18 protein-coding genes are annotated in these 23,772 nt (G+C 70.8%); 9 read left to right on the top strand and 9 right to left on the bottom strand.

Features of this window, described 5'->3' with window-relative positions; all coding sequences use genetic code 11:
- Positions 1-35 precede the first annotated feature (35 nt).
- The 9 genes from ACSQ18_RS14650 (at position 36) to ACSQ18_RS14610 (ending at position 9,892) form a co-directional block, all read left to right on the top strand.
- The gene (locus ACSQ18_RS14650) at positions 36-914 is read left to right on the top strand and encodes a carbohydrate ABC transporter permease (RefSeq protein ID WP_301038554.1); all 879 of its coding nucleotides are present in this window, start codon (positions 36-38) and stop codon (positions 912-914) included.
- Positions 901-1,743 (top strand): carbohydrate ABC transporter permease, encoded by an 843-nt coding sequence (locus tag ACSQ18_RS14645; protein ID WP_436038156.1) that lies wholly within the window; start codon positions 901-903, stop codon positions 1,741-1,743. The genes ACSQ18_RS14650 and ACSQ18_RS14645 overlap by 14 nt, the downstream gene beginning before the upstream one ends.
- 14 nt (positions 1,744-1,757) lie before the next feature.
- Entirely contained in the window at positions 1,758-3,185 is a 1,428-nt protein-coding gene (locus ACSQ18_RS14640) for a glycoside hydrolase family 5 protein (protein WP_436038154.1), read from the top strand.
- Positions 3,186-3,202: 17 nt separating this feature from the next.
- Positions 3,203-4,450 (top strand): ROK family transcriptional regulator, encoded by a 1,248-nt coding sequence (locus tag ACSQ18_RS14635; protein WP_436038152.1) that lies wholly within the window; start codon positions 3,203-3,205, stop codon positions 4,448-4,450.
- A 228-nt stretch (positions 4,451-4,678) separates the two neighbouring features.
- The gene (locus ACSQ18_RS14630; RefSeq protein ID WP_436038150.1) at positions 4,679-5,959 is read left to right on the top strand and encodes an ABC transporter substrate-binding protein; all 1,281 of its coding nucleotides are present in this window, start codon (positions 4,679-4,681) and stop codon (positions 5,957-5,959) included.
- A gap of 5 nt (positions 5,960-5,964) precedes the next feature.
- A complete protein-coding gene (locus ACSQ18_RS14625) occupies positions 5,965-6,969 on the top strand; it encodes a carbohydrate ABC transporter permease (protein ID WP_144806576.1) in 1,005 nt (334 codons plus the stop codon).
- On the top strand, positions 6,959-7,882 hold the full coding sequence (locus ACSQ18_RS14620; protein WP_144806575.1) for a carbohydrate ABC transporter permease: 924 nt from the start codon (positions 6,959-6,961) through the stop codon (positions 7,880-7,882). Before ACSQ18_RS14625 ends, ACSQ18_RS14620 begins: the two co-directional genes overlap by 11 nt.
- Before the next feature lie 8 nt (positions 7,883-7,890).
- Entirely contained in the window at positions 7,891-9,012 is a 1,122-nt protein-coding gene (locus ACSQ18_RS14615) for a Gfo/Idh/MocA family protein (RefSeq protein WP_436038148.1), read from the top strand.
- Entirely contained in the window at positions 9,005-9,892 is an 888-nt protein-coding gene (locus tag ACSQ18_RS14610; protein WP_436038146.1) for a DUF6807 family protein, read from the top strand. Before ACSQ18_RS14615 ends, ACSQ18_RS14610 begins: the two co-directional genes overlap by 8 nt.
- Positions 9,893-9,949: 57 nt before the next feature.
- Here ACSQ18_RS14610 and ACSQ18_RS14605 read toward each other — a convergent pair whose 3' ends face one another.
- From ACSQ18_RS14605 to ACSQ18_RS14565, 9 genes are all read right to left on the bottom strand, one after another.
- Positions 9,950-10,963, bottom strand: a complete 1,014-nt coding sequence (locus ACSQ18_RS14605; protein WP_436038144.1) for a LacI family DNA-binding transcriptional regulator — start codon at positions 10,961-10,963, stop codon at positions 9,950-9,952.
- Between the two features lie 36 nt (positions 10,964-10,999).
- Positions 11,000-12,385, bottom strand: a complete 1,386-nt coding sequence (locus ACSQ18_RS14600) for an FAD-dependent oxidoreductase (RefSeq protein WP_436038142.1) — start codon at positions 12,383-12,385, stop codon at positions 11,000-11,002.
- Complete coding sequence (locus ACSQ18_RS14595) at positions 12,382-13,161, bottom strand: enoyl-CoA hydratase/isomerase family protein (RefSeq protein WP_436038140.1); 780 nt, start codon at positions 13,159-13,161, stop codon at positions 12,382-12,384. The genes ACSQ18_RS14600 and ACSQ18_RS14595 overlap by 4 nt, the downstream gene beginning before the upstream one ends.
- On the bottom strand, positions 13,158-14,333 hold the full coding sequence (locus ACSQ18_RS14590) for a CaiB/BaiF CoA transferase family protein (protein WP_436038138.1): 1,176 nt from the start codon (positions 14,331-14,333) through the stop codon (positions 13,158-13,160). The genes ACSQ18_RS14595 and ACSQ18_RS14590 overlap by 4 nt, the downstream gene beginning before the upstream one ends.
- Before the next feature lie 57 nt (positions 14,334-14,390).
- Positions 14,391-15,446: an NAD-dependent epimerase/dehydratase family protein gene (locus tag ACSQ18_RS14585; RefSeq protein WP_436038136.1), complete on the bottom strand. Its 1,056-nt coding sequence runs from the start codon at positions 15,444-15,446 to the stop codon at positions 14,391-14,393.
- A gap of 17 nt (positions 15,447-15,463) precedes the next feature.
- On the bottom strand, positions 15,464-16,543 hold the full coding sequence (locus ACSQ18_RS14580; RefSeq protein WP_436038134.1) for a dihydrodipicolinate synthase family protein: 1,080 nt from the start codon (positions 16,541-16,543) through the stop codon (positions 15,464-15,466).
- 108 nt (positions 16,544-16,651) lie between these two features.
- On the bottom strand, positions 16,652-18,088 hold the full coding sequence (locus ACSQ18_RS14575; RefSeq protein ID WP_436038133.1) for an enolase C-terminal domain-like protein: 1,437 nt from the start codon (positions 18,086-18,088) through the stop codon (positions 16,652-16,654).
- On the bottom strand, positions 18,085-21,159 hold the full coding sequence (locus ACSQ18_RS14570; RefSeq protein ID WP_436038131.1) for an alpha-mannosidase: 3,075 nt from the start codon (positions 21,157-21,159) through the stop codon (positions 18,085-18,087). Before ACSQ18_RS14570 ends, ACSQ18_RS14575 begins: the two co-directional genes overlap by 4 nt.
- Complete coding sequence (locus ACSQ18_RS14565) at positions 21,152-23,644, bottom strand: hypothetical protein (RefSeq protein WP_436038130.1); 2,493 nt, start codon at positions 23,642-23,644, stop codon at positions 21,152-21,154. Before ACSQ18_RS14565 ends, ACSQ18_RS14570 begins: the two co-directional genes overlap by 8 nt.
- Between the last annotated feature and the right edge of the window lie 128 nt (positions 23,645-23,772).

Below are 23,772 nucleotides of genomic sequence, written 5' to 3'. Positions count from 1 at the left end.
GCCACCGGGTCGCGCCCCGTCTTCCCGGGAGAACGATGAGACCACGACTGACCGGCTACGCCTTCATCACGCCGGCGATGCTGCTGCTGATCACGTTCGGCGTGCTGCCCATCGCCGTCGCGATGATCGTCAGCCTCACCGACATGAACCTCGCCGGGCTCGGCGACTGGAGCCGCATCCGCTTCATCGGCACCGACAACTACGCCGCGCTCTTCGCCGATCGCGCCTTCTGGCAGGCGATGGGCAACACCGCCCTCTTCGCGATCGTCGGGGTGCCGAGCGTCGTCGGGCTGTCGCTGCTCATCGCGCTCGGCCTCAACAGCTCCCAGAGCCGGTTCTTCCGGGCGCTCCGCTCGTTCTACTTCGTCCCGGCGATCACCGCGATCGTCGCGGTCGCCCTCGTGTGGGGGTATCTCTTCAACACGCAGTTCGGCCTCTTCAACCATCTGCTCTCGCTCGTGGGCCTGCCGCCCGTGCCGTGGCTCTCCGACCCGGTCGTCGTGAAGTTCTCCGTGGTCTGGGTCGCGGTGTGGCGCGGCATCGGACTGAACGTCATCATCCTGCTCGCGGCCCTCCAGGGCGTGCCGCGGGAGTACCTCGAGGCGGCATCCATCGACGGAGCCTCCCGGCTGCGGCAGACCGTGTCGATCGTGCTCCCGCTCCTGCGCTTCGCCCTCTTCTTCGTGACGATCACGACGATCATCGCGTGGCTGCAGTTCTTCGACGAGCCCTTCGTGCTGACCAAGGGCGGACCGCTCGGCGCCTCGACCTCCATCTCGCTGTTCCTGTATCAGAAGGGCTTCTCGGCGAGTCAGTTCGGCTACGCCTCGGCGGGATCGGTCGTGCTGTTCGTCGTCATCGCGGTCATCACGGTCGTGCAGCTGCGCGCGAGGAGGGCCGATGTCGACTACTGAGATCCGTCGCCGCCGACGCGTCCGCCCGGGCGTGATCGTCATCGGCGCCGTGCTCGCCGTGGGGGCGATCCTGACCGCCTTCCCGTTCCTGTGGATGATCTTCGGCTCGGTGAAGCCGCGGAGCGAATCGGTCGCCTACCCGCCGCAGCTGCTCCCGCAGGAGCCGACCTTCGAGTACTTCGTCGAGCTGTTCGTGAAGCTCGACTTCGGCCGCTACCTCGTGAACACCCTGCTGATCGTCGCGATCTGCATGGTCGGCCTGCTGCTGATGGCGGCAGCGGGGTACGGGTTCGCGAAGTTCTCGTTCCCGGGGCGCGACGCGCTCTTCTTCCTGGTGCTCGTGACCATGATGATCCCCGGGCAGGTCACGATGATCCCGAGCTACCTGATCCTCAACGGGCTCGACCTCACGAACACCCTCATCGGCATCGCCCTGCCGATGCTCGTGTCGGGTTTCAGCGTGTTCCTCTTCCGTCAGTTCATGACGACGATCCCGGACGAGGTCATCGAGGCGGCCCGCATGGACGGCGCGGGGGAGTGGCGCATCTTCCTGCGGATCGTTCTGCCGATGTCGGGGCCCATCCTCGCCGTGCAGGTGGTGCTCACCTTCATCGCCGGGTGGAACAGCTTCCTGTGGCCGCTCATCATCGCCAACGATCAGCGGCTGTACACCCTGTCGGTCGGTCTCTCGCTCCTCAACCAGCAGATCGCCACGAACCCGGCTCTGCAGATGGCGGCCTCGACGCTGATGGTCGTGCCGATCCTCGTCGTCTTCGTCATCTTCCAGCGCTACATCGTGCAGGGCTTCGCCCTCTCCGGACTCAAGTGAAGGACACCGAACTGATGAGCACGACCCGCTCCGGATTCGTCCGCGCCGACGGCGCGCGCCTGATCGACGACCAGGGTCCGCTCCTGCTGCGGGGCGTGGGACTCGGCAACTGGCTGCTGCCCGAGGGCTACATGTGGCGCTTCGGCGACGGCCTCGCCTCGCCCCGGCAGATCGAGGCGCGGTTCGCGTCGCTCGTCGGCGCCGAGCGCGCCGCCGAGTTCTGGCGCCGGTTCCAGGATCGCTTCGTCGCCGAGCACGACTTCGCCCTCATCGCGGGACAGGGTTTCGACCACGTGCGGCTGCCGTTGAACGCGCGGGTGCTGCAGGACGAGGAGGGTCGCTTCCTCGAAGACGGGTTCGCGCTCGTCGACCGGGCGATCGCCGCCGGCCGCCGCCACGGGCTGCGGGTGCTCCTCGACCTGCACGGCGCCCCGGGCGGACAGACCGGCACCAACATCGACGACTCCCCCCGGGGGATGCCGGAGCTGTTCATGCACGCGGGCTATCGCGATCTGACGATCGCGCTGTGGGAGGAGCTGGCCCGTCGCTACCGCGATGAGGAGACGGTGCTCGGCTACGACCTCCTGAACGAGCCGCTGCCCCACGAGTGGCAGCACCGCTACGGCGACGATCTCGTCGTGCTGTACCGCGACCTGACGGATGCCATCCGCGCGATCGACGACCGGCACCTCCTCATGTACGAGGGGAGCCACTGGGCGACGAACTGGGAGCCGCTGGCGGAACGGTTCGACGCGAATCAGGTGCTGCAGTTCCACCGGTACTGGTGCCCGCCCGACCGCACGAGCATCGCCCCGTACCTCGCGGCGCGCGACGCTCTCACGACTCCGATCTACATGGGCGAGGGTGGCGAGAACACCCCCGCCTGGGTGTATGCCGCGACGCGACTGTACGAACGGCACGGCATCGGCTGGAACTTCTGGCCCTGGAAGAAGCTCGATACGCAGACCTCGCCGCTGTCGGCATCCGCGCCCGAGGAGTGGTCGCTGATCGCCGAGCCTACCGCCGACGTGGAGCCGCATGCCGCGTGGCGCATACTCGCTGAGTATCTCGACGCCGTGGGTGCGGAGCGCTGCGCCGTCCGCACGCCCGTGCTCGATGCGCTGTTCGCCCGCCCCGCGCTCATCCTCCCCGGCTGGGCAGGTGCGCGGGCCGACGAGCGCCCTATCGCCGAGACCGCCGCCGAACCGATCCCGGATGCCGTGTGGGATCGCCCCTCGGGTGCCGACTACGCCGCGGACGAGGTCGCAGGCAGCATCCTCGACCCCGGCGAGGTCATGCGCTTCGCGTTCGCGGCGGAACCGTCGTCGTGGACGGTGGATGCCGACGACCCCGCCGCGCTGACCGTGCGGTGGGACGGGGAGGCCCTCACCCTGACGGCATCCGCGCGGATCGTCGTGCATACCGTGACCGTGCGCCCGTGACCGGATACCTTCGGAGGATGAGCGCACCCGGAGGCCGGCACCTCGCGGCGGCGGAGTCGCTGACGGTCACCGATCTGCGTCACCGCAACCGCTCGGCGGCGCTGCAGTTCATCATCCGCGAGCGCGAGACGACGCGCGCCGACGTGGCGCGCCACTGCGGGCTGTCGACGGCAGCCGTGGCCAACATCGTCACCGAACTCATGGCGGCCGGGCTCGTCGCCGAGAACGGGAGCCGGGCTTCGCGCGGCGGCCGCCCGATCGCGATCATCGGTCCGCGCCGCGACGGTGCGTACGCCGTCGGCGCCGACGTCGGCGAGCGGGGTGTCGCGGTCGAGCTCTTCGACCTGGGCCTGAACCTCGTGGACCGGGAGTTCCGCGGCGGTGCCCACCAGGAGACCCCCGAGGACATCCACCGCGACCTGCGAGAAGCGATCGCCGCGCTCCGCGAGCGCAACGCCGACCGCTGGCCCCGCGTGCTGGGCATCGGCCTCGGGCTTCCCGGCGTCGTCGAGACCTCGCCCGACGGCACGCAGACGCTCTTCGCGCAGTCGCTGGGGTGGGAGCCTCACGGCATCCCCACCGACCTCGCGGGCGATCTTCCGGTGTTCGCGGAGAACGGTGCGAAGACGCAGGCGCGGGCGGAGCTGTGGTTCGGGGCCGCGCGGGGGACGGCGCACGCGCTCGTCGCGCTCCTCGGCCGCGGCGTCGGTCTCGGTGTCGTCAACGACGGCGAGCTCGCGCACGGTGCCTTCAGCAGTGCGACCGAGTGGGGGCACACGAAGATCCGCTTCGACGGCGAACCGTGCCGCTGCGGCGACCGCGGCTGCGTCGAGGCGTACGTCGGCGCCGATGCGATCCTCGGTGCGTGGCGGGCCGCGGGCGGCGTGTTCGAGGGGAGCGGCTGGACCGCACTCGGCGCGCTCCTCGACGCTGCCGACGGGGGCGACCCCGTGGCATCCCGTGTCGTCGACGGCGCGATCGACGCGCTCGGTGCGGCCCTCGGGAGCATGGTGAATCTCGTCAACCCGCAGCGCATCGTGGTCGGCGGCTGGGTGGGGCTGCGGCTCATGGAGCGCCGGACGGATGCCGTGCTCGCCGCGACCCGCGCGCGGAGCCTGCGCCGACTGGCCGATCAGTTCGATCTGGTGCCCGCGACGTTCGGCGGAGACACCGTGGCCCTCGGTTCGGCACTCATGCCGATCGAGCAGCTCATCGCGCAGGGACGCGCGGTGGATGAGGCGATCGACGCCCGCACCGTCGGATGACGCGCGGCGTGCGCCGCGGACGACTTTACGCATTCGATTGCGCACTTGTCGGAATATGGCGTTGACCGATCTTCTGGCAACTTCTATAGTGATGCTTCAAGCGGTAGTGAAATCGATTGTGCAAAAGAGTCTGCTCGTTGTCCGATCGCACTGCGCCCCTGACGCGTCGTACCCGTGACGCGACGACGCCAGAGTTCAGCAACTCTCAATGAAGAGAAGGAAGACACAGTGTTCACACGACGCAAGACACTCACCATCGCCGGGGTGGCCGCGGCCGCTCTGGTGATCGGCCTCGCGGGGTGCTCCTCGGAGCCCGCAGCCGAAGAGGGGCCCGTCGAGATCCGCTTCACCTGGTGGGGCGGCGACGCCCGCCACGAGCTGACCAACGCAGCCCTCGACGCGTTCGAAGCGGCCAACGACGACATCACCGTCGTCCGCGACTTCGGCGGCTTCGACGGCTACCTCGACAAGATCACCACCCAGTACGCCGGCGGCAACTCGCCCGACGTCATCCAGCTGTACAACGAGGTGCTCGTCGAGTTCGCCGACCGCGGCCAGCTGTACGACCTGAACAAGGCCGTCGACGAAGACCTGCTGAGCCTGGAGGGATGGCCGCAGGACGTCGTCGACATGACGACCGTCGGCGGCGAGCTCTCCGCCCTCACGTTCGGATCCACGACCCACGCCTACTTCTTCGACGAGACGAAGTCGGCCGAGCTCGGTGTGGAGACCCCCGCCGAGGGCTACACGTGGGACGACCTCGGCGCCTACTCGGCCGCGATCGCGAAGGCCAGCGACGGCAAGGTGTGGGGCACGACCGACCTCTCGCACAGCTACCAGATCTTCGAGGTGTGGGCCAAGCAGCGCGGCGAGGAGTTCCTCACCGCCGACGGCATCGGCTTCACCCAGGAGACGCTCGAGTCGTTCTGGCAGTACTGGGCAGACCTCCGCGACGCCGGCGCGGTGCCGAGCCCCGACGTGTCGACCGAGTACCTCGGCACGCCCTACGATGCCGTCGTGCAGGGTGTCGTGACCTCGACGTTCCTGTTCACGAACCAGTTCCAGTCGGTCGCCGACAGCACCCCGTCGGAGCTGTCGATCTCGCGGATGCCGGGAGAGAGCCCCGACCCGGGCCAGTACCTGCGCTCGGCGATGAACCTCACCGTCTCGAGCCAGTCGAAGCATCCCGAGGCGGCCGCCCGTCTCGTGGACTTCCTCCTCAACAGCGAGGAGGCCAACGAGATCCTCGGCACCGACCGCGGATTCCCGTCCAACGCCGACGTCTTCGGCCCCGCGACGACCGGTCTGGAGGGTCCGTCGGCTGAGGCCGCCGACATCTTCGAAGCGGTGCGCGCCGACGGCTCGCCCGCGCCGGTGCCCGCACCGATCGGATCGGCCGCGGTCAACACGCTGTTCAGCGAGTACGCCCAGCAGGTGCAGTTCGGCCAGCTGAGCGTCAGCGAGGCCGCGACGCAGTTCCTCGCGGCCGCCGAGTCGGAGCTCGGCTGACCACGATGAAGAGCAACGCCACTACCTCGGAGCGCGCAACGTCCGCCGGCGACGGCGGAGCGCGCCCGGGGAGGGGCCGGGTGCGGGCCTCCTCGGGGCCCGCACCCGCTCGCTCGGTCTCGCTGCGTCGGGCCGTCCGACGCAACAAGATCGCCCCCTACCTCTTCCTCCTGCCGTGGTTGATCGGCTTCTTCGTCATCACGCTCGGCCCGATGCTGTATTCGTTCTACCTGTCCTTCACCGACTTCAACCTGCTCGGATCGGCGGAGTGGGTGGGGATCGACAACTACATCGAGCTGTTCACCTCCGACCCGAAGTACCTCGAGTCGGTGCGCGTCACCCTCGTGTACGTGTTCGTGTCGGTGCCGCTGCAGCTCGCCTTCGCGCTGCTGCTCGCGGTCCTTCTCAACCGCGGCCTGCGCGGTCTCGCGATCTATCGCTCGATCTACTACCTGCCGTCCCTCATCGGCGCGAGCGTCGCGATCGCCGTGCTGTGGCGCCAGATGTTCGGCCGCAACGGCCTCGTGAATCAGGTGCTGGACTGGTTCGGCATCGTCGGGGAGAGCTGGATCGGCAACCCCGACACCGCACTCGGCACGCTCATCATCCTCAACGTCTGGACGTTCGGCTCGCCGATGGTCATCTTCCTCGCAGCGTTGCGGCAGGTGCCCGAGTACCTGTACGAGGCGGCCGCGGTCGACGGCGTCTCGAAGTGGAGCGCGTTCTGGCACATCACGCTGCCCATGCTCACGCCCGTCGTGCTGTTCAACCTGGTGCTCCAGCTGATCGGGGCATTCCAGGCCTTCACCCCCGCGTACGTCGTCTCCGGCGGCACGGGCGGGCCGGTCAACTCGACGCTGTTCTACACGCTGTACCTGTACCAGAAGGGCTTCGCGAACTTCGAGATGGGGTACGCGAGCGCCATGGCCTGGGTCCTGTTCTTCTTCATCGCGATCGTGACGGCCGTGAACTTCTGGCTGTCCAAGTACTGGGTGCACTATGACGACTGAGACCGCCGCTCTGATCACCGCCACCGGACGACGACGTCGCTCCGGCACGGGACGCGCACGCCGCAACGCCGACGGCAGCATCCGTCCGCCGCGCCCGCGGCCGCTCGCCCACCTCATGCTCGTCGGGTTCGGCCTGCTCATGCTCTACCCGCTGATCTGGATGCTCGGCGCGTCGTTCAAGGAGAGCGAGTTCATCTTCTCGGAGGTGAACCCGTTCCCTAACCCGGTGACGTTCGACAACTATCGGCAGGGGTGGCAGGGGTCGGGTGTCGGCTTCGGCACCTACTTCCTGAATTCCACGATCGTGTCGGGGCTCTCGGTCGTCGGCAACATGTTCGCGTGCTCGCTGGCCGGCTACGCCTTCGCCCGCCTGGAGTTCCGCGGTCGCAAGTTCTTCTTCGCCGCGATGCTCGCGACGCTCATGCTGCCCACCCACGTGCTCCTCGTGCCGCAGTACATCCTCTTCTCGAACCTCGGCTGGGTGAACTCGTTCCTCCCGCTCGTCGTTCCGAAGTTCCTCGCCGTCGACGCCTTCTTCATCTTTCTGATGGTCCAGTTCCTGCGCGGGCTGCCGCGTGAGCTCGATCAGGCCGCGATGATCGACGGCGCCGGCCCGTGGCAGACGTACTGGCGCATCATCCTGCCGCTCACGCTGCCCGCTCTCGCCACGACCGCCATCTTCACCTTCATCTGGACCTGGAACGACTTCCTCACCCCGCTGCTGTACCTCCAGGACCCGCGGATGTACACCGTTCCGCTCGGCCTCAACGCGTTCCTGGATGCCAGTGGCGAAAGCGCGTGGGGACCGATGTTCGCCATGGCGGTGCTCTCCCTGGGCCCGCTGTTCGGCTTCTTCCTGGCCGGGCAGAAGTACCTCACCTCCGGAATCGCGACCACAGGTCTGAAAGGCTGATCCTTCGCATGTCCCCTCATTCCCTCGCCCGTATCGCCGTCGTCGGCGCCGGCGGCATCGGAGCGGCAGCCCACCTGCCGGCGGTCGTTTCGCTGTCGGAGGAGGCCGAGCTCGTCGCCATCGTCGACCTCGACGAGACTCGCCGCGCCGAGGCGGGCGAACGATTCGGATGCCGCAACCTCTACGGCGACATGGCCGTCATGCAGGCCGAGCAGCGCCCCGACATCGTGATCGTCGCGACGCCGCCGCATCTGCACGAGCCCCTGTCGATCCAGGCGATGCGCGCCGGGGCCTGGGTGTACTGCGAGAAGCCGCTGACGGGGTCGCTCGCCAGCGCCGACCGCATCATCGCCGCCGAGCGCGAGACCGGACAGTGGACGGTCAGCGTCTCGCAGTTCCGGTACGCGGGCGGGTCGCAGCAGGCGCGCGCCGCGCTCGCCGACGGCCGATGGGGCCGCCCCCTCATCGGCGTGGCGCACACCACGTGGTACCGGGGGCCGGAGTATTGGGACATCCCGTGGCGGGGCAAGTTCGCCACCGAGTTCGCCGGAGCCACCACGACGCAGGCCTACCACGCGGTCGACCTGCTCCTGTGGCTCATGGGAGGCGACTGGCGCACCGTGTCCGGCATCGCCGACACCCTCGCCCGCCCGATCGAGGTCGAGGATGCCTCGGCGGCCGTCGTGCGCTTCGACTCCGGCGCGATCGCGACGCTGCTGTCGACCGTGCTGAGCAGCAAGCAGGAGACCCGCCTGCAGGTGATCGCCGAGCGCGCCACGCTGGATCTCGACACGCTCTACCTGCCCCAGGTCGACGAGTGGTCGCTGCGACGCGTCGACGAGGAGGGTCAGACCGTGGTCTCCTCGGAGTGGCCCGAGCCCGAGCCTCTGCTGGAGGTCAACGCCCACCGCTCACAGCTGCGCGCGATGATCGCGGCGTGGCGGGAGGGGCGGGTGCCGGAGGTCACCGCCGCCGACGCGCGGGGTACGCTCGAGTTCTTGACCGCGCTCTACAAGAGTTCGGCGGTGGGGATGCCGATCGCCCGCGGCGACATCGCCGCCGGGGATCCGTTCTACGAGGCATTGGATGCCGCCGGGCCGTCGCGGGCGGGGGTGAACGCGCATGTCTGAGATCCGCATCGCGCACGACGGCGACGACCGCGTGCTGAGCTACGACGACCGTGAGATCGCGCGCTACCGCGTGGCCGATCCCGGCATCCCGGCCCTGAACACGCCCAAGCCGTACCTGCATCCCGTGCGCACGCCGGCGGGCATCGTGGTGACGGGCTTCGCCCCGGACGACCACCCCTGGCATCACGGGCTCTCGTTCGCCTTCCCGCGGGTCGGCGCGCACAACCTCTGGGGCGGGGGCACGTACTTCGGTCCGGAGCGAGGCTACGAGGTCGTCGAAGACCAGGGCTGGATCGCGCACGGCGAATGGCGGGATGCCGACGAGGCGAACGGCGAGTTCGCGCACCGGCTGGAGTGGCGCGGCCACGACGCCGAACTCCTCCTGGTCGAGGAGCGCCGCCACCGCATGACCGCGGTCACCGTGGGCGCGACGACCGGGTGGATGCTGCAGCTCGACACGGTGCTCCACAACCCGGGCGACGCCGATCTGCCCCTGGAGACGCCCGCCCAGCGCGGCCGTGTCGACGGCGGCTATGGCGGCTGGTTCCTGCGCTTCGCCGAGGGGTTCACGGCGGCAGCGCTGACCGCCGACGGATACTCCGTGACGGCCTCCGGCGCCGCCGGCTCGACGTTCGTCATCGACGGACGCACCGCTGCGGGCGAGGCGGTGACCGTCGGGATGCACTACGGACCGGGCCCGAGCGCCGGTGAGCAGCGGTGGCTGTACCGGTTCGACCCGTTCTCGCTCGCGGGCTTCGCGGTCGCCTACGACGAAGGGCTGACGGCGCCCGCCGGCGGCGAGCTCGCCTTCTCGCACCGGATCGCGGTGTTCGACGGTTCTGTCGACGCCGACCTGCTGACGGACGTGCTGGCCGGCTGACCCGCTCGAGGCAGCGGCAGCGTGGCGGGCCCCGAGCGCGTCACACCGCTGTCGCGCTCATGCTCCCGGTGCGGCCGTCGATTCCCGCGCGATCAGCTCGGGGGCGGGGTCGGACACCATCTCGTCCGACAGCGGCTCGCCGCCGAGGTGATCGAGCAGCATGGTCGCTGCGCGCGCTCCCGCCTGCAGCATCGGCATCGCCACCGCGGTGAGGGTGGGGACGGTGTACTGCGCCATCCAGGCATCCTGAATCGTCACGATGCTGAGCTCCGACGGCACCGACACCCCGGCGTCATGCGCGGCGCGCAGCGCTCCGATGGCGGCGTTGAGGCTCGCGGTGACCAGCGCCGTCGGACGGTCGGGGCGCGAGAGCACCGTGGTCGTGGCGGTCGCGCCGGCGGGAGCCTCCCAGCCGGCGGGGACGATCCACTCCTCGTGGACGGGGAGGTCGGCGGCGGTCATCGCGTGGCGGAAGCCCTCGAGGCGTCGGAGCGCCGCATCGTGCCGGGGCGCGCCGGCGATGAAGCCGATCCGCTCGTGACCGAGTTCTCTCAGATGGGAGATCGCGATGGCGACGGCACGCCGGTCGTCGAGGGCGACCGAGCCCAGGTGGCCCTCGAGTCGCGTGTTGAAGAGCACGACGGGCACGTCGAGGCGCGTCGCGGCCAGGAGGTCGCCGTCGGTGAGGTGCTCGTTGCGCTGCAGGATCACCCCGTCGACGCGTCCGTTGCCCACGACTCCCGCCAGCGCGTGGGCGTCGGCCGACTCGCCGTCGAGCTGGGCGAGGAAGACGGACGAGTTCCGGGCGTGCACGACCCCCTGCACGCCCTGGTGGAGGCTCGAGAAGATCGCGTTGTTGACTTCGGGCACGATGAGCGCGATGGCTCCGGCGCGGGAAAGGCGGAGGGCGCGCGCGCGATGATCGGGGACGTACTGCAGCTCGGCGGCGGCGGCGAGGACCCGCTCCCGCGTCTGCGGGTTGATGCGGGCCTCCGCGTCGTTGTTGAGCACGCGGGAGGCGACGCTCACCGACACCTGCGCGCGCGCAGCGACGTCTCTGAGCCGGGCCATGCCGCCGATCCTATCGATTGCGCACCCCACCGGCCGTCATATCGTGCTCCCCGACGCGCGGAGGTCGGCGGCCACGCTCTCGCCGGCGATGTCCCGGTACGCGACACGGTCGCGCAACGATCGCAGCGTCGCCCACGCGGCCGCGTGGCCGTACTCGAAGCACTGCGCCGTCACCCGCGCCGAGGCGAGCGCGCGGTGCTCCGCGCCGAGGCAGCGCCCCGCGACGATGACGTTCTCGCCGGCGCGAGGGACGAGGCTCAGGTAGGGCACGTCGTACCAGTCGTCGATCAGCCAGTGCAGCGTCGGCTTCGCGCCGTCGTGCAGCTCGATCGGCCACGGCGAGCGCACGATGCCGTCGGGACGCTTGCGGCACGCCACGACGTCGTCGTCGCGGAGCATCTCGACCGCCTCGATCGATCGGGTCTGACGGATGCCGGCTTCGACGCCGGTGTCCACGACGTACGCGTCGGTGCATCCGTCGACATGGTCGCGGAGGAAGGCGGCGTAGGAGCGCACCTGACGGCGACCGCGGATCTCGGCGATCGTGAAGTCCTCGGGGTCGACGACGTTGAGCATCCGGCCGTCCTCGGCCTCCAGCCGCGTCGCGTTCACCATGAGCTCGCCCGGCCGCGTGGTGGCGAACACCCAGATCTTCTCGCGCGGCAGGTCGGCCCCGTCCGCGCGGGCGCGGAGGATGGCCTCGCTCACGTGCGGCGGACTGATCGTGTCGTCGCCGAAGTCGCGCCAGAACGCTGCCGTGTCCACACCGCCGAGGCGGAAGAACATGGTCGGGTTCTGGATGCGGCCGCCCTCGCCGTAGCGGTACGCGCCACCGGCGCGGGCGACGACCGCGGCATCCCCTGACGCGTCGATCGTGCGGCGGGCATGGATCGCGGCGCGTCCCGCCTTCGAGGTCACCACGACGCCCCGGTGCTGGTCGCCGTCGAGGATCACGCCGGTGACGGAGGCGTGGTAGATCACACGCACGCCGGCCGAGGTGAGCAGATCGTCGGCCGCCTCGCGCCACATCAGGGGGTCGTGCGCACTGGCCCACGTGCGTCCGTATCGCTGCGGGGCGGTGAGGCCGCCGCGATCGTGGAGGGCGCGCCGGAACCGTTCCGTGAAGCCGTGCACCACCTGCTGCGGGGCGGCGTGGTCGCCCGCCAGGTACATGCCGCAGATCGTGCCGCTCATGCCCGCGACGGCGGCGCCGCCGGCGAAGCCGTACTGCTCCAGCAGCACGACGTCGAGACCCTGCTCGGCGCACACCGTCGCCGCAGCGACGCCGGCGGCGCCCCCGCCGACCACGACGACATCGACGTCGGCGAGCACGGGGATGCCGTGATCGGGCCCGAAGACGTTGCGCTCCTGCCAGGCCTCCGCGTGGCGGTGGCCGTCGGTCGACGTCGCGGCGGCGTTCATCGTCCCTCGAACCGCGCGGCGCGCTTCTCGACGAACGCGCGGACGCCCTCGCGCCCGTCGTTGCTGGCGAACAGTGCCAGCAGCGACCGCGTCTCCTCGTCGGTGCCCGCGGAGCGGCCGGCATCCTCGTACGACGCGCCGATGGCCCGCTTGGCGGCGGCGAGCGCCAGGGGGGCGCGCTGTCCGAGATCGGCGACGACCTCCTCGACGAGGGCGGGCAGGCGCTCGGGCGAGGTGAGTCCGTTGAGCAGGCCCGCCCGCTCCATCTCCTCGGCCGAGAACGCGCGCGCGCGGAGGATCGCCTCCTTGGCTCGGGTGGGGCCGAGGTGACGTACTAGCCGCTGCGTGCCCTCCCATCCGGGGATGAGTCCGAGGGTGATCTCGGGCAGTCCGAAGCGAGCGCGGTCGCTCGCGTAGACGAGGTCGGCGGCGAGCACGAGCTCGAAGCCGCCGCCCATCGCGATCCCGTCGACCGCGGCGACGACGATCGGCGGGCTCGTGCTGAGACGGTGCATGAGCGACTTGGCGCGGGCGCCGAAGTCGGCCAGGGCGTCGAGGTCGTCGATCGCCTCGACGTAGGTGGCGATGTCGGCTCCCGCGCAGAACGCCGCGCCCGCCGCCGAGATCACCATCACGGGGATGCCGTCGGCTTCGGCCAGGTCGACAGCGGCGTGGAGGTCGTCGAGCATCTCCCTCGTGAGCGCGTTGCGCTTCTCCGCGCGGTCGAGCCGCACGCGCAGCACCGCATCGTTCCGCTCGACGCGGACGTTGCTCATGACCGCACCGCCCCGGCTTCGTGCAGCGCCTCGATGTCGTCTTCCGAGTAGCCGAGGCCGTGGAGCACGGCGCGGGTGTGCTCACCCAGTTCCGGTGGGGCGGTGCGTACGCCCGGGCGCACGCCGTCGTAGCTCACGGGGTGCTTGAGCACGCGGACGTTCCCTGCCACCGGATGCTCGTACTGGTCGAAGCTGTCGTTGTGCTGCACCTGCGGGTCGGCGATGACCTCGTCGTGTCCGTTGACGGGCGCCCACCACATCCGTGCCGCGCTGAACACGTCCGCCCACTCGGCGGTGGTGCGCGTGGCGACGTGCGCCGCGATGCGTCCGTTCACGGCTTCGCGCTGATCGAAGGCCTCGCCGGCGGCGAGGTCGTCGAAGCCGGCGTCGGCGAACACCTGGCGCAGCGTGGCGGGGCTCGTCAGCGAGAGGCAGATCCAGCCGTCGGCCGTCGCGAAGACGCCGTAGGGCGCCGTGTAGAAGGGGCTCGAGATGCCGCTGGCCGAACGCGCGCCCGTGAACCCGTTGAGGGCATATGTGAGCGGCTCGATCTGCAGGTCGAGGGCGGCGTTGAGGAGATTGCTCTCGACCTTCACCCCCGTCCCCGTGCGCTCCCGGCCGTGGAGGGCGGCGAGGATGCCGAACGCACCGAGCACCCCTGCATGCTGGTCGACGATGCAGGCGCCCGCCGGCTGGGGCGGTCCGTCGGCGCGCCCGGTCGCCATGGCGATGCCCGACAGCGCCTGCACGAGCACGTCCTGTCCCGGCCGGTCGACGTAGGGACCGTCGGAGCCGTAGCCCGAGAGCGAGGCGTAGACCAGTCGCGGGTTGCGGGCGTGGACGGTCTCCCAGCCGAGCCCGAGCCGGTCGAGCGTGCCCGGGCGGAAGCTCTCGATGAGCACGTCGGCGGAGTCGATCAGGTCGAGCAGCGGCGCCATGGCCGCCGGGTTCTTCAGATCGACCACCATGCTGCGCACGTTCCGGTTGCCGAGGGCGAAGAACGGACTGTGGTCGCCCTCCAGGAACCAGCCCGGCGCGGTCCAGGTGCGCTCGAACGCGCCGGTCCGCGGCTCGATCTTGATGACGTCGGCTCCGAGGTCGGCCAGCAGCTGGCTGGCGGACGGGCCCTGGAGGAAGTGGGTGAAACTGATCACCCGGATGCCGGAGAGCATGGCGTTGTCTCGTTTCGCTAGGTGAGGGCCGGCGGTCGGCAGGTCGGGATCCATCGCTCAGAACACTCCCGTGCGCACCTGGAACTTGCTCGGCTTCCCGTACAGGGGCTGCTCCCGTTCCACCCAGTCGGCGACCCAGTCGATCATCCGCTCGACGCCGACGACGGGGTTGCCGAGGAGGCGCTGCGCGCGCTCGCAGTTGACGTAGAGCACGCTGTCGCTCTCCTCGCCCTCGAAGACGGGGTCGATGCCGAAGCGGCGCCCGAACTCCTCGGCCACGTGGCGGACGCTCACGCACTCCGGCCCGCCGATGTTGATGGGCGAGGAGGGGGTCTCGCAGTGGCGCAGCAGACGCGCGAAGTGGTTGATCGCGTCGCCCTGCCACTGGATGTTGACGTTGCCGGTGGCCAGCGGGATCGGCGTGCCGGTCTTGACCCACTGGGCGATCTCCTGGAGCACGCCGTAGCGCATGTCGATCGCGTAGACGAAGCGGACGACGCGTCCGGGGGTGCCGTGGAGGCGGGAGAAGTACTGGAAGGTGCGCTCCCGCCCGACCACCGAGTTGGCGTACTCACCGGCGCGGGCCAGCGGCGGATCGTCCTCGTCGACGCCGCCGCGGCGCGGATCGCTCCACGGGTAGACGTGGATCGTCGACAGCGCCACGATGCGGCTGTCGCGGAAGGCGTCGGCGACGTAGCCGGGGACGAGGGTGTTCATCGCCCAGAGGAAGTCCTCGCGCCCGCGGAAGTCGAACTTCAGCCCGGCCATGTAGATGACGTTGGGCAGCCGCGGGAGGTCTTCGACGGCGCTCCGGTCGAGGAGGTCGGCGGTGATCGCCTCGACGCCGTGCTGCTCGAGGTACTCGCGCGAGCCCTCGTCACTGAAGCGGGCCACGCCGACGACGCGCTTGTGCGGCGCCGCGCGCTTGATGAGGCGGGCCAGGCCCAGCCCCATCTTCCCCGCGACCCCCAGGATGATGATGTCGCCGTCGAGGGCGGCGAGGTCGGCGACGGTGGCCGAGGTGGGGCGGGACAGGAACTCGTCGAGCGCATCGACGTCGTCGAAGCGCTCGGGGAGCGGGTCGACGTCGAGCAGGTGGGCGGGTTCGGTCATCGGGTGTTCCTCCAGGGTCACGAGAGCCAGGCGTCTCGGTGCTCGGTGACGAAGTCGTCGTCGGTCAGATGCGGGTAGGCGGCGATCACGCGGGAGATGTCCTCGTGCTGACCGGGGGAGAGCGTCTCGCTCTCGTCGAGGCACCAGACACCCTCGAGCAGCCCCTGCCGGCGCAGCACCTCGTGCACGCCGGGGATGCACCCCGCGAAGTCGTTGACCGCGTCGTAGACGGCGCGATTGGCATCCGTGACCTGGCTGTCGAGGGCGAGCAGCTCGCGCGGCACCGCGTCGGCGCTCGCCGTGGCGCGCAGCCGGTCGAAGAGCTGGACCGCCTGTCGGGTCCACACGCTCCAGTGTCCGAGCAGGCCGCCGACGATCTGCACGGTGACGTCCTCACCGTCCCGCCGGAGGGTGAACGGCTGCAGCAGGTCGAGGACGATGTGGTCGTCGTTACCGGTGTACAGCGCGATCCGCTTCTCGGCGCGGGCGTCGACCACGGCGCGGACGATGTCGAGCGTGCGGTACCGGTTGAAGGGCGCCATCTTGATCGCGACGACGTTGTCGAGCTCGGCGAACGCCCGCCAGAAGTCGTAGCTCAGGTGCACCCCGCCCACTTCGGGGAGGAGCGCGAAGCCGATCACGGGGGTGACCTCGGCCACCGTCCGGCAGTGGGCGAGGATGTCGGCTTCGGGAGCGCCGCGCCACGCGGCGAGGTTCAGCAGCACGGCGTCGTAGCCGGCGTCCCGGGCCGTCGCGGCCTCGGCGAGCGCCTGGGACGTGCGTCCGGTCACGCCCGCGATGAGGGCGACGGGCCGGTCGACCCACGTCGTCGCCTCCTCGGCGGCCAGTCGCAGCACGTCGGCGTACAGGCCGGCCGCGCGGATGCCGAACTGGGTCGTGTGGACGCCCACGGCCAGCCCGCCGGCCCCCGCGTCGAGGTAGTAGCGGCTGAGGGCGCGCTGACGTCGTTCGTCGATCGTGCGGTCCGCCGTGAGCGCGAGAGGGTGGGCGGGAATGACCGCGCCCTGCGCGATGATGCGCAGCGCATCGGCGCGGGTCGCCTCGTCGGGGGAGGTCTCGGAATCCTGGAGCGGCACTGCTCGCCTTTCGTTCTGAGGGGAATCAAATCACAGCGGATACGCGTAGCGCAACCGTTTGTTCACGAGGATCGCACTCGCCTGGCCCCGTCGTGCACAATCCATTGCTCAGACGGCGGCGCGCGCGGTCTGCAGAGTCAGCAGCGGCAGCGCCGAGACGTCGAGCCCAGGGGCGAATCCGAACGGTGCCGCCAGCGCCGAGCCGAACTCCACCACGCCCGCCGACACCCGCAGCCGGGCATCGACGCGGGAGTCGGCGCGATACAGGTCGGGGTGACTCTCCCTCGCGAGTGCCCCGATGCCGGGCATGAGCGGGGCCAGCCGTCCGAAGTAGTGGTGGCCGTTGCGCTCGATGTGGGTGAGTCCGAGCGTCGCGGCCACCACGAGGTCCTGGGCGACGGTCAGGGGAGGGAGGGTGGAGAGGTCCTCCGCCGTCATGATCGTGGGGCGATCCGGTGTCGCGCGATGGCCGGCCAGCACACCGTTCGCGAGGCCCCGGAACACGCCCTTGCACCCCTTGTACGTGCCGCCCGCGTAGCCGAGGTCCAGCGCGCGTCGCACGGCATCGACGCCGTCGTCGGACTCGTCGATGATCACCGGCATCCCCTGGGCCGACAGCTCGCGCAGCACCCCGCCGAGCTCGGGTACGAACGCGGCATCCCGGTGCACGGGCTGTTCGACGGCGATGAGAGCGTCCCGCAGCCGCGGACCGACCTGCGCATGGGACAGGAGCGCCCGCGCCCAGCGATCGAGGTGGTCGCCGTCCCGCATCGACTCGTTCGCGTCGACTGTCAGCCGGGGTTCCACGCCGAGAGCGTCGCAGACCGCGAAGATGCGACCGAGTCGGATGAGGTCGGCCGTGGCATCCCCTGCCGTCTTGATCTTCAGGTGATGCACGCCGTCACGTCGGATCACCTCGTCCAGGCTGACGGGCAGATCGTCGTCCGGCCGGTCGACGACCTCGTCGGCGGTGAGCGCGTCGGCGAAGCCCACGGTGTGGCGGACGGCGATGGTCGGGGCCGGCTCCGCCCGCAGGTGCGCGCGCCAGTCGACTCCGACCAGCTCGGGGTGGAGCGATCCGGGATCGAAGCCCAGCGCGCCGCTGTGGAGAGCGGTGACGAACGGTGTGCCGGCGGCCCGGCAGACGGCATCGATGACGGCGCGTTCCACGAGGGCGGTGCCGAGCCCCGCCAGGAGTCCCGGGATGCCGTTGCTCTCCGCCCACCGCGTCTGAGCGCGGTCGAGGGCGTGCCAGAGCGCGAACGCCGACACGGCGCGCAGCCCGGCCGCCGCCTCGACGGCGTGCTCGACGACGCCCACGAGCCCGATCAGGTCGTCGGCGAACGAGCTGTCCGGATTCTTCGTGAACCACTTGGGAGGAAGGTGCTCGGACGCCCAGCCGCGGGAGGCCGTGCCGTCGCCCAGGCGCAGCGCCACCTCCACCACGACGTGCGGGGCCGCCGTCATCTCGGCGATCCCGTAACGGAAGGGGAGCCGCGTCTGCACCGGCACGACCCGCGCGGTGACGCCCGTGACCTCGATCATCGCCGTGCTCCTTCCGGGGTGCGGGGCTGTCGCATCCATCGCACAGTAGCGAGCTGGAACGGGCGCAGCTCGATGTCGACCGCGCCGTCGGGGCCGTGTCCCCGCACGATCGCGGGCTCGCTGTCCCGTTCGAGCAGGTCGGTCTCGACGACGCCCGCGACGGGGAACCGCGGGGTGAGGGTGCCGCGCGTGCGCGTGCCCCACGCCTCGTAGAGACGCACGATGACATCGTCGCTGCCGTCGTCGGCCGCCTTCACCGACTCGACCATCACGCCGGGGGCAGCGACGGTGAGGAGCGGAGCGAGCTCGGTCGTCTCGGCATCCGCGATGCGCCGCAGCGGCACCCCCAGCCGGTAGCCCTCCTCGACCGCCTCCGCGACGCCGGCGCCGGGTCGCAGGGTGAAGCGGAAGGAGTGCCGGCCGCGATCGGACGTCGGATCGGGATAGCGCGGCGCACGGGCGAGGGAGATGCCGATCACCGCCGCCGTGCGACCGCCGGCGCTCTCGCGGGTGATGTCGTAGCCGTACGTCGCTTCGTTGGCGAGCGCGACGCCGTAGCCGGGTTCGCCCACGTGCAGCCAGCGGTGGGCGACGACCTCGAAGCGCGCTTCGTCCCACGACGTGTTCGTGTGGATCGAGCGCCGGAGATGGCCGTAGGCGACCTCCGCTGTGGCGTGGTCGGTGTGCAGGTCCAGGGGCAGCTGGAGCTTCAGGAGCTTCTGGTCCTCGTGCCAGTCGAGGTCGACGTCGATCTCCAGGCGCGGTGCTCCGCGGCGCAGGGTGTAGTCGAGACGGACGCTCGACGCACCGAAGGAGCGGCTCACCCGCACCGTGACGACGTCGTCGGTGTGCCTGATCGTCGTCACCTCCACCGTCCCCGTGATCTCCACCGGCCGCGCCCGGTAGTGCTCGTCGAGGTCCCAGGCATCCCACGTCGTCGGGGTGTCGTGGTGCAGGCGCAGGCGGCCGGCGCGCATCCCCGCGGGCACGAGATCGCGTCCCGCGGGGCGGTCGATCAGCGACGAGATCTCACCGGCGGGGTCGACCGTGAGGCGAAGGATGCCGTTGTCGACGACCGTTCCCTCGGCCGTCTCCTCGACCGTCACGGCAGTCGCGGTCGCGGTGCTTTCCGCGGCCGCAGAAGCACCGCCTGCGAGAGCGGCGATCCCGCTCTGGGACACCGGCGACGCGTTCACGGCGAGCTCGTGGTCGCCGGTGCCGACGAGCGCGCGCAGAGCGGTAGCGACGATCTCCTCGAGCTCGGCGTGGATCCGCTCGTACGCCTCGTGGGCCTCGCGATGCACCCACGTGATCGAGGACCCCGGGAGGATGTCGTGGAACTGCAGCAGCAGCACTTCTCGCCAGAGGGTGCGCAACCGCTCACCGGGGTACGCGGCGCCGGCCTGCACCATCGCCGCGGTAGCCCACAGCTCGGCCTCGCGGAGCAGTCGCTCGGCGCGTCGGTTGCCGCGCTTCAGGGGGATCTGCGTCGTCGCGACCCCGCGGTGCCGCTCCAGGTACAGCTCCCCGACCCAGACGGGCGGGTCGGCGAGGTCGGCCGCAGCCTCGGTGAAGAAGCGGTCCGGCGACGACAGGATCACCCGAGGGGCACCCTCCAGGTCGGCGTAGCGGGCCGCCGAAGCGAGCATGTCCTCGGTCGGGCCGCCCCCGCCGTCGCCCCAGCCGAACGGGAGCAGCGACAGGTTGGTGGCGCCCTTGTCGGCGAACTGGCTCTCCGCGCGCCGCAGATCGGCCGCCGACACCTCGGCGTGGTACGTGTCGGCCGACGGGAAGTGCGTGAAGATCCGCGTGCCGTCGATGCCCTCCCAGAGGAAGGAGTGGTGGGGGAAGGTGTTCGTCTCGTTCCACGAGATCTTCTGCGTCAGGAAGTAGCGCGCGCCGGCAGCCGCCGCGATCTGTGGGAGGCCCCCGCTGTAGCCGAACGAGTCGGGGATCCACACGTCGTCGGTCTCGATCCCGAACTCCTCCAGGAAGAAGCGCTTGCCCTCGATGAGCTGGCGGGCGAGGGATTCGCCGCTGGGGAGATTGCAGTCCGGCTCCACCCACTGGCCGCCGGTCGGGATGAACCTGCCCTCGGCGACGCGCGCGGCCACCCGCGCGTACAGCTCGGGGTAGTCCTCCTTCACCCACGCGTACTGCTGGGCGGAGGTCGCGGCGAAGACGAAGTCGTCGTGGCGGTCCATGAGGGCGAGGACGTTCGCGAAGGAGCGCGCGACCTTCCGCCGCGTCTCCCGCAGCGGCCAGAGCCAGGCACTGTCGATGTGGGCGTGGCCCACCGCGTGCAGCCGGTGCGCCGACGCGGCGGCGGGACGGGCGAGCACCTCCGCCAGCTCGGCGCGAGCGGCCGGAGCCGAGCCGGCGACGTCGCCGGGATCGACCCGATTGAGCGCGGACTCCAGGGCCGTGAGCACCTCTTCCCGGCGGGCATCGGGCTGCACCGACTCGCGGACGAGACCGGTGAGGGCATCGAGATCGCGCAGGAGTTCGGTGGTCGGCACGTGGCGTCGTGCGAGCTCGATCCGACCCCACCGGTACAGCTCTGCCTCGCCCGCCGTCTGCGGATCGCCGAGGGTGGTCGGACGGAAACTGAAGTGCTGGGCCACGTCGGGGTTCGCCGCGGCCTCGATGTAGTAGACGAACTCGTCGCCGGCATCCTCGGGCACCACGAAGTGCCGCTGGGCCGGCTCGATCCCTTTGAGGGCACGACCGTCGACGCTCCACACGAGCGCCTCGCACTGGAAGCCCGGTCGCCAGTCGAGGAAGCCGAGGTCGATGGCGAGCTCGTTGCGCGCATCCGGACTCGGATGCCAGTGCCCCGGCACCCTTCCGCTCACGCGCACCCATACGGTCCCCCATGGCCGCCCCCAGGGGTCGCCGGTCGCGATCGGCGTGAACGGGGCTGCCACCGCATCGGCGAAGGGCACCGGCTCGCCGGGCGCCGACCAGGCTGCCAACGACACGGGCGCCGTCTCGGAGTGGAGCGCGGGACGGACGTCGTCACGGATCGCGCGCTCGGTGCGGGCCAGGACGCGCTCTCGGCGGTCACGCATGGTCGGGGTTCCTCTCGGCGGCGCTTGCCGCGGTCTCGGGGTGCAGGGATGCGTCTCGCGGATCGTCGCCGACGGGGAGCAGGGCGAAGCGCTCGAGGGCGACCGCCATGATTCCGAACTGCTCGGTGAGCTGGCCCTCGTAGCCGCACGGCGCACCGTCCCAGTAGCGCCAGTCGACGCCCGTCTGCGAGCCGCCGAAGGCGCTGCCGTCGGCGAGGGTCGTGCAGAGGGCCTCCAGCAGACCGTCCGCCTCCTCGGTCATGCCCACGCGGTAGAGCGCAGCGACGAAGTGACGCGACTGCGAGTGCGACAGGGCGCCATTGAGGTAGAAGCCGTGGGGGAAGCCCTGCATGGGCGCGGTGAGGTCGGCATCCGGGATCGGCCAGAGGTTGTTCGGCAGGCCCCAGTGCGGGTCGGGAGCGCCCACCCGCAGGTATTCGCGCCACAGGGCGGCGATGGTCGGCCGCTCCCGCTCGGCCGGCAGCACCCCGCTGTTCACGACGATCGCGTTGACGGCGAGGAAGGCGTGGTCGTGCAGACGATCGTCGGCCGACCGCCACCCGGCGATCCAGCCGGAGTCGGGGTGCAGGAACGTGGGGACGAACGACTCCGCGATGCGGTCGGCCCACGGGGACAGTCCTTCGGCGAGGTCTCCCGCGCCGAGGGCCGGGAGCACCTTCGCCAGCAGCCGCAGCGCCCGGAACAGCAGGGCGTTGACGTATGCGTCCTTCCAGCCGAACGACACCACGTCGTACCAGTTCGTGCTCCAGTCGTGCTCACCGCTCACACCCCGGCGGTGAGGGCTCTCGATCAGGCCGTCGCCGTCGAGGTCGCGGGCGGCGAGGCGAGCCAGCACGGCAGCGATGCGGGGGCGATAGCGTGCGAGCCACGCGGCATCCGGCACGGCCTCCAGGTACTCGGCGAGGCCGAGGAGCGTGCCCACGCCCGAGATGAGGTACTCGTCCTCGGCGGGACGCAGCCGCCCGCCGTCGCGCATCGTCCCGCTCGCGTAGCCCGGACCCCCGTCGAGCCAGCGCTCGAGCGAGTCGCGCAGCATGGCCCGGGTGTCGATCCCGGCCACCGTGCCCCGGCGCACCGCGAGGGCCGACCAGGTGTCCATGCTCATGGGGCAGTGGATGGACACGCTGTTGTTGCTGAACGTCCCCGTGTCGGCCCGGTACGACAGCCCCGTGATCGCGGTGCGGCGCAGGGCGCGGGCGACTCCCGCGGGGGTTCCCTCGCGCGCGTCGACCCCGCCGTCGACCGGTCGCCAGGTGAGGAGGGCCCGGTGGATGCCGGAGCGCAGCACCGTGGTGCCGCGCTCGGTGGGCTCTTCACCGAGACGCAGTTCGCCCAGCAGCCAGCCCCGGGCGCGGTCGGCGTCGGAACGCCAGGTGGCCTCGGCGCTGTCGGAGGTGATGCTGAGCGACCCGTGCCCGGGGGCGTGGAGCAGCAGCGGCAGGTCGAGCAGCCCGGTGCGGCCCTCGCGACGAAGGGTGCCGAGGGTCGCCGTGGCCGCGACGCCGGGATCGAACGCGGTCTGCCAGGCCGAGCTCTCCCACGCCTCGACGTCGTCGTCGCCCTCGCGGGTGGCGGAGAGCTCGATACGGTCGGGCCGCATCGTCCAGACCAGGTGCAGGCGTTGACCGGCATCCGGAATCGCGATGTCGTACGAGACGACGTTGCCCGACACCTCCACGGTGCCCTCGACACGGCAGCGTAGCGCCGGTGAGATGAGCGACGGTCCACCGACGGGGTGCAGCATGGGGCCCTGCAGGTCGACGCCCGGCCGGTGCAGCAGCAGGTCGCGGTCGACCCGGCACGTGCCCTCGTCGTCGAGGGCGAGGAAGCTGAAGCCGGCCCGTCCCAGGGAGAAGCCCACCGCGTAGAAGGCTGTCGCGAACCGCACGGTGCCGCGGTCGGCGACGGCGCTCACCCCCTCCGGGATGCCGGAGAGGTCGATGGTGCCGACCCGCAGCCGGGTCTCGCCCTGGAGCGGTGCGGGGGGCGGGTCGCCCCGCAGTTCGAAAGCGTCGTCGGCGAGGTTCCAGGGCGTCCACGGGCCGTCGAGGCCGCTGCGGCGGATCTCGATCACCGCCGAGGCCGTGACGATCCCGCCGAGGTCGTACTCGACGGGGGCGGCATCCGGACCCGACGGCACGGGTAGGTCGGTGACGTCGAGCACCGTGTGCCACCCGGCCCCGTCGTGCACCCGCAGGCGGAACGCGGACACCCAGTCCCACTGATCTTCGCTTCCGCACTTGTGGTAGCCGCGACCGGGTCGCACGAGGAGCGTCCGCAGCGCCGTCGGTGCGCCGAGGCGCAGGGTCCGCGCATGCACGATGCGGCGGCCGACGATGTCGTCGTGCTCGTCGCCGTCTGCCCACGTCGCGACGGTGACCCCCGCTGCATTGCGAAAGCCCATGCCCCCGAGCGGCGGTGTGCGCTCGGTGATCGCCAGCAGATCGGTCGTGGTGTCGTTCATCAGCATCCCGGGTTGCGTGCACGTCGTCGTGCGCTGCGCATCACGTGTGCGCAATCGATTTCCCAAGATGCTAGCGCATGTCGCCACGCGCGCAAGTCACCACCGGCGGCATCCACCGTGCCGCCGGT

The organism is Microbacterium sp. LjRoot45, from assembly GCF_964253325.1.
In the GTDB taxonomy this organism is placed as follows: domain Bacteria; phylum Actinomycetota; class Actinomycetes; order Actinomycetales; family Microbacteriaceae; genus Microbacterium.
Note: the sequence above shows the minus strand (reverse complement) of the source record. Positions and strands in the feature narration are given on the sequence as shown.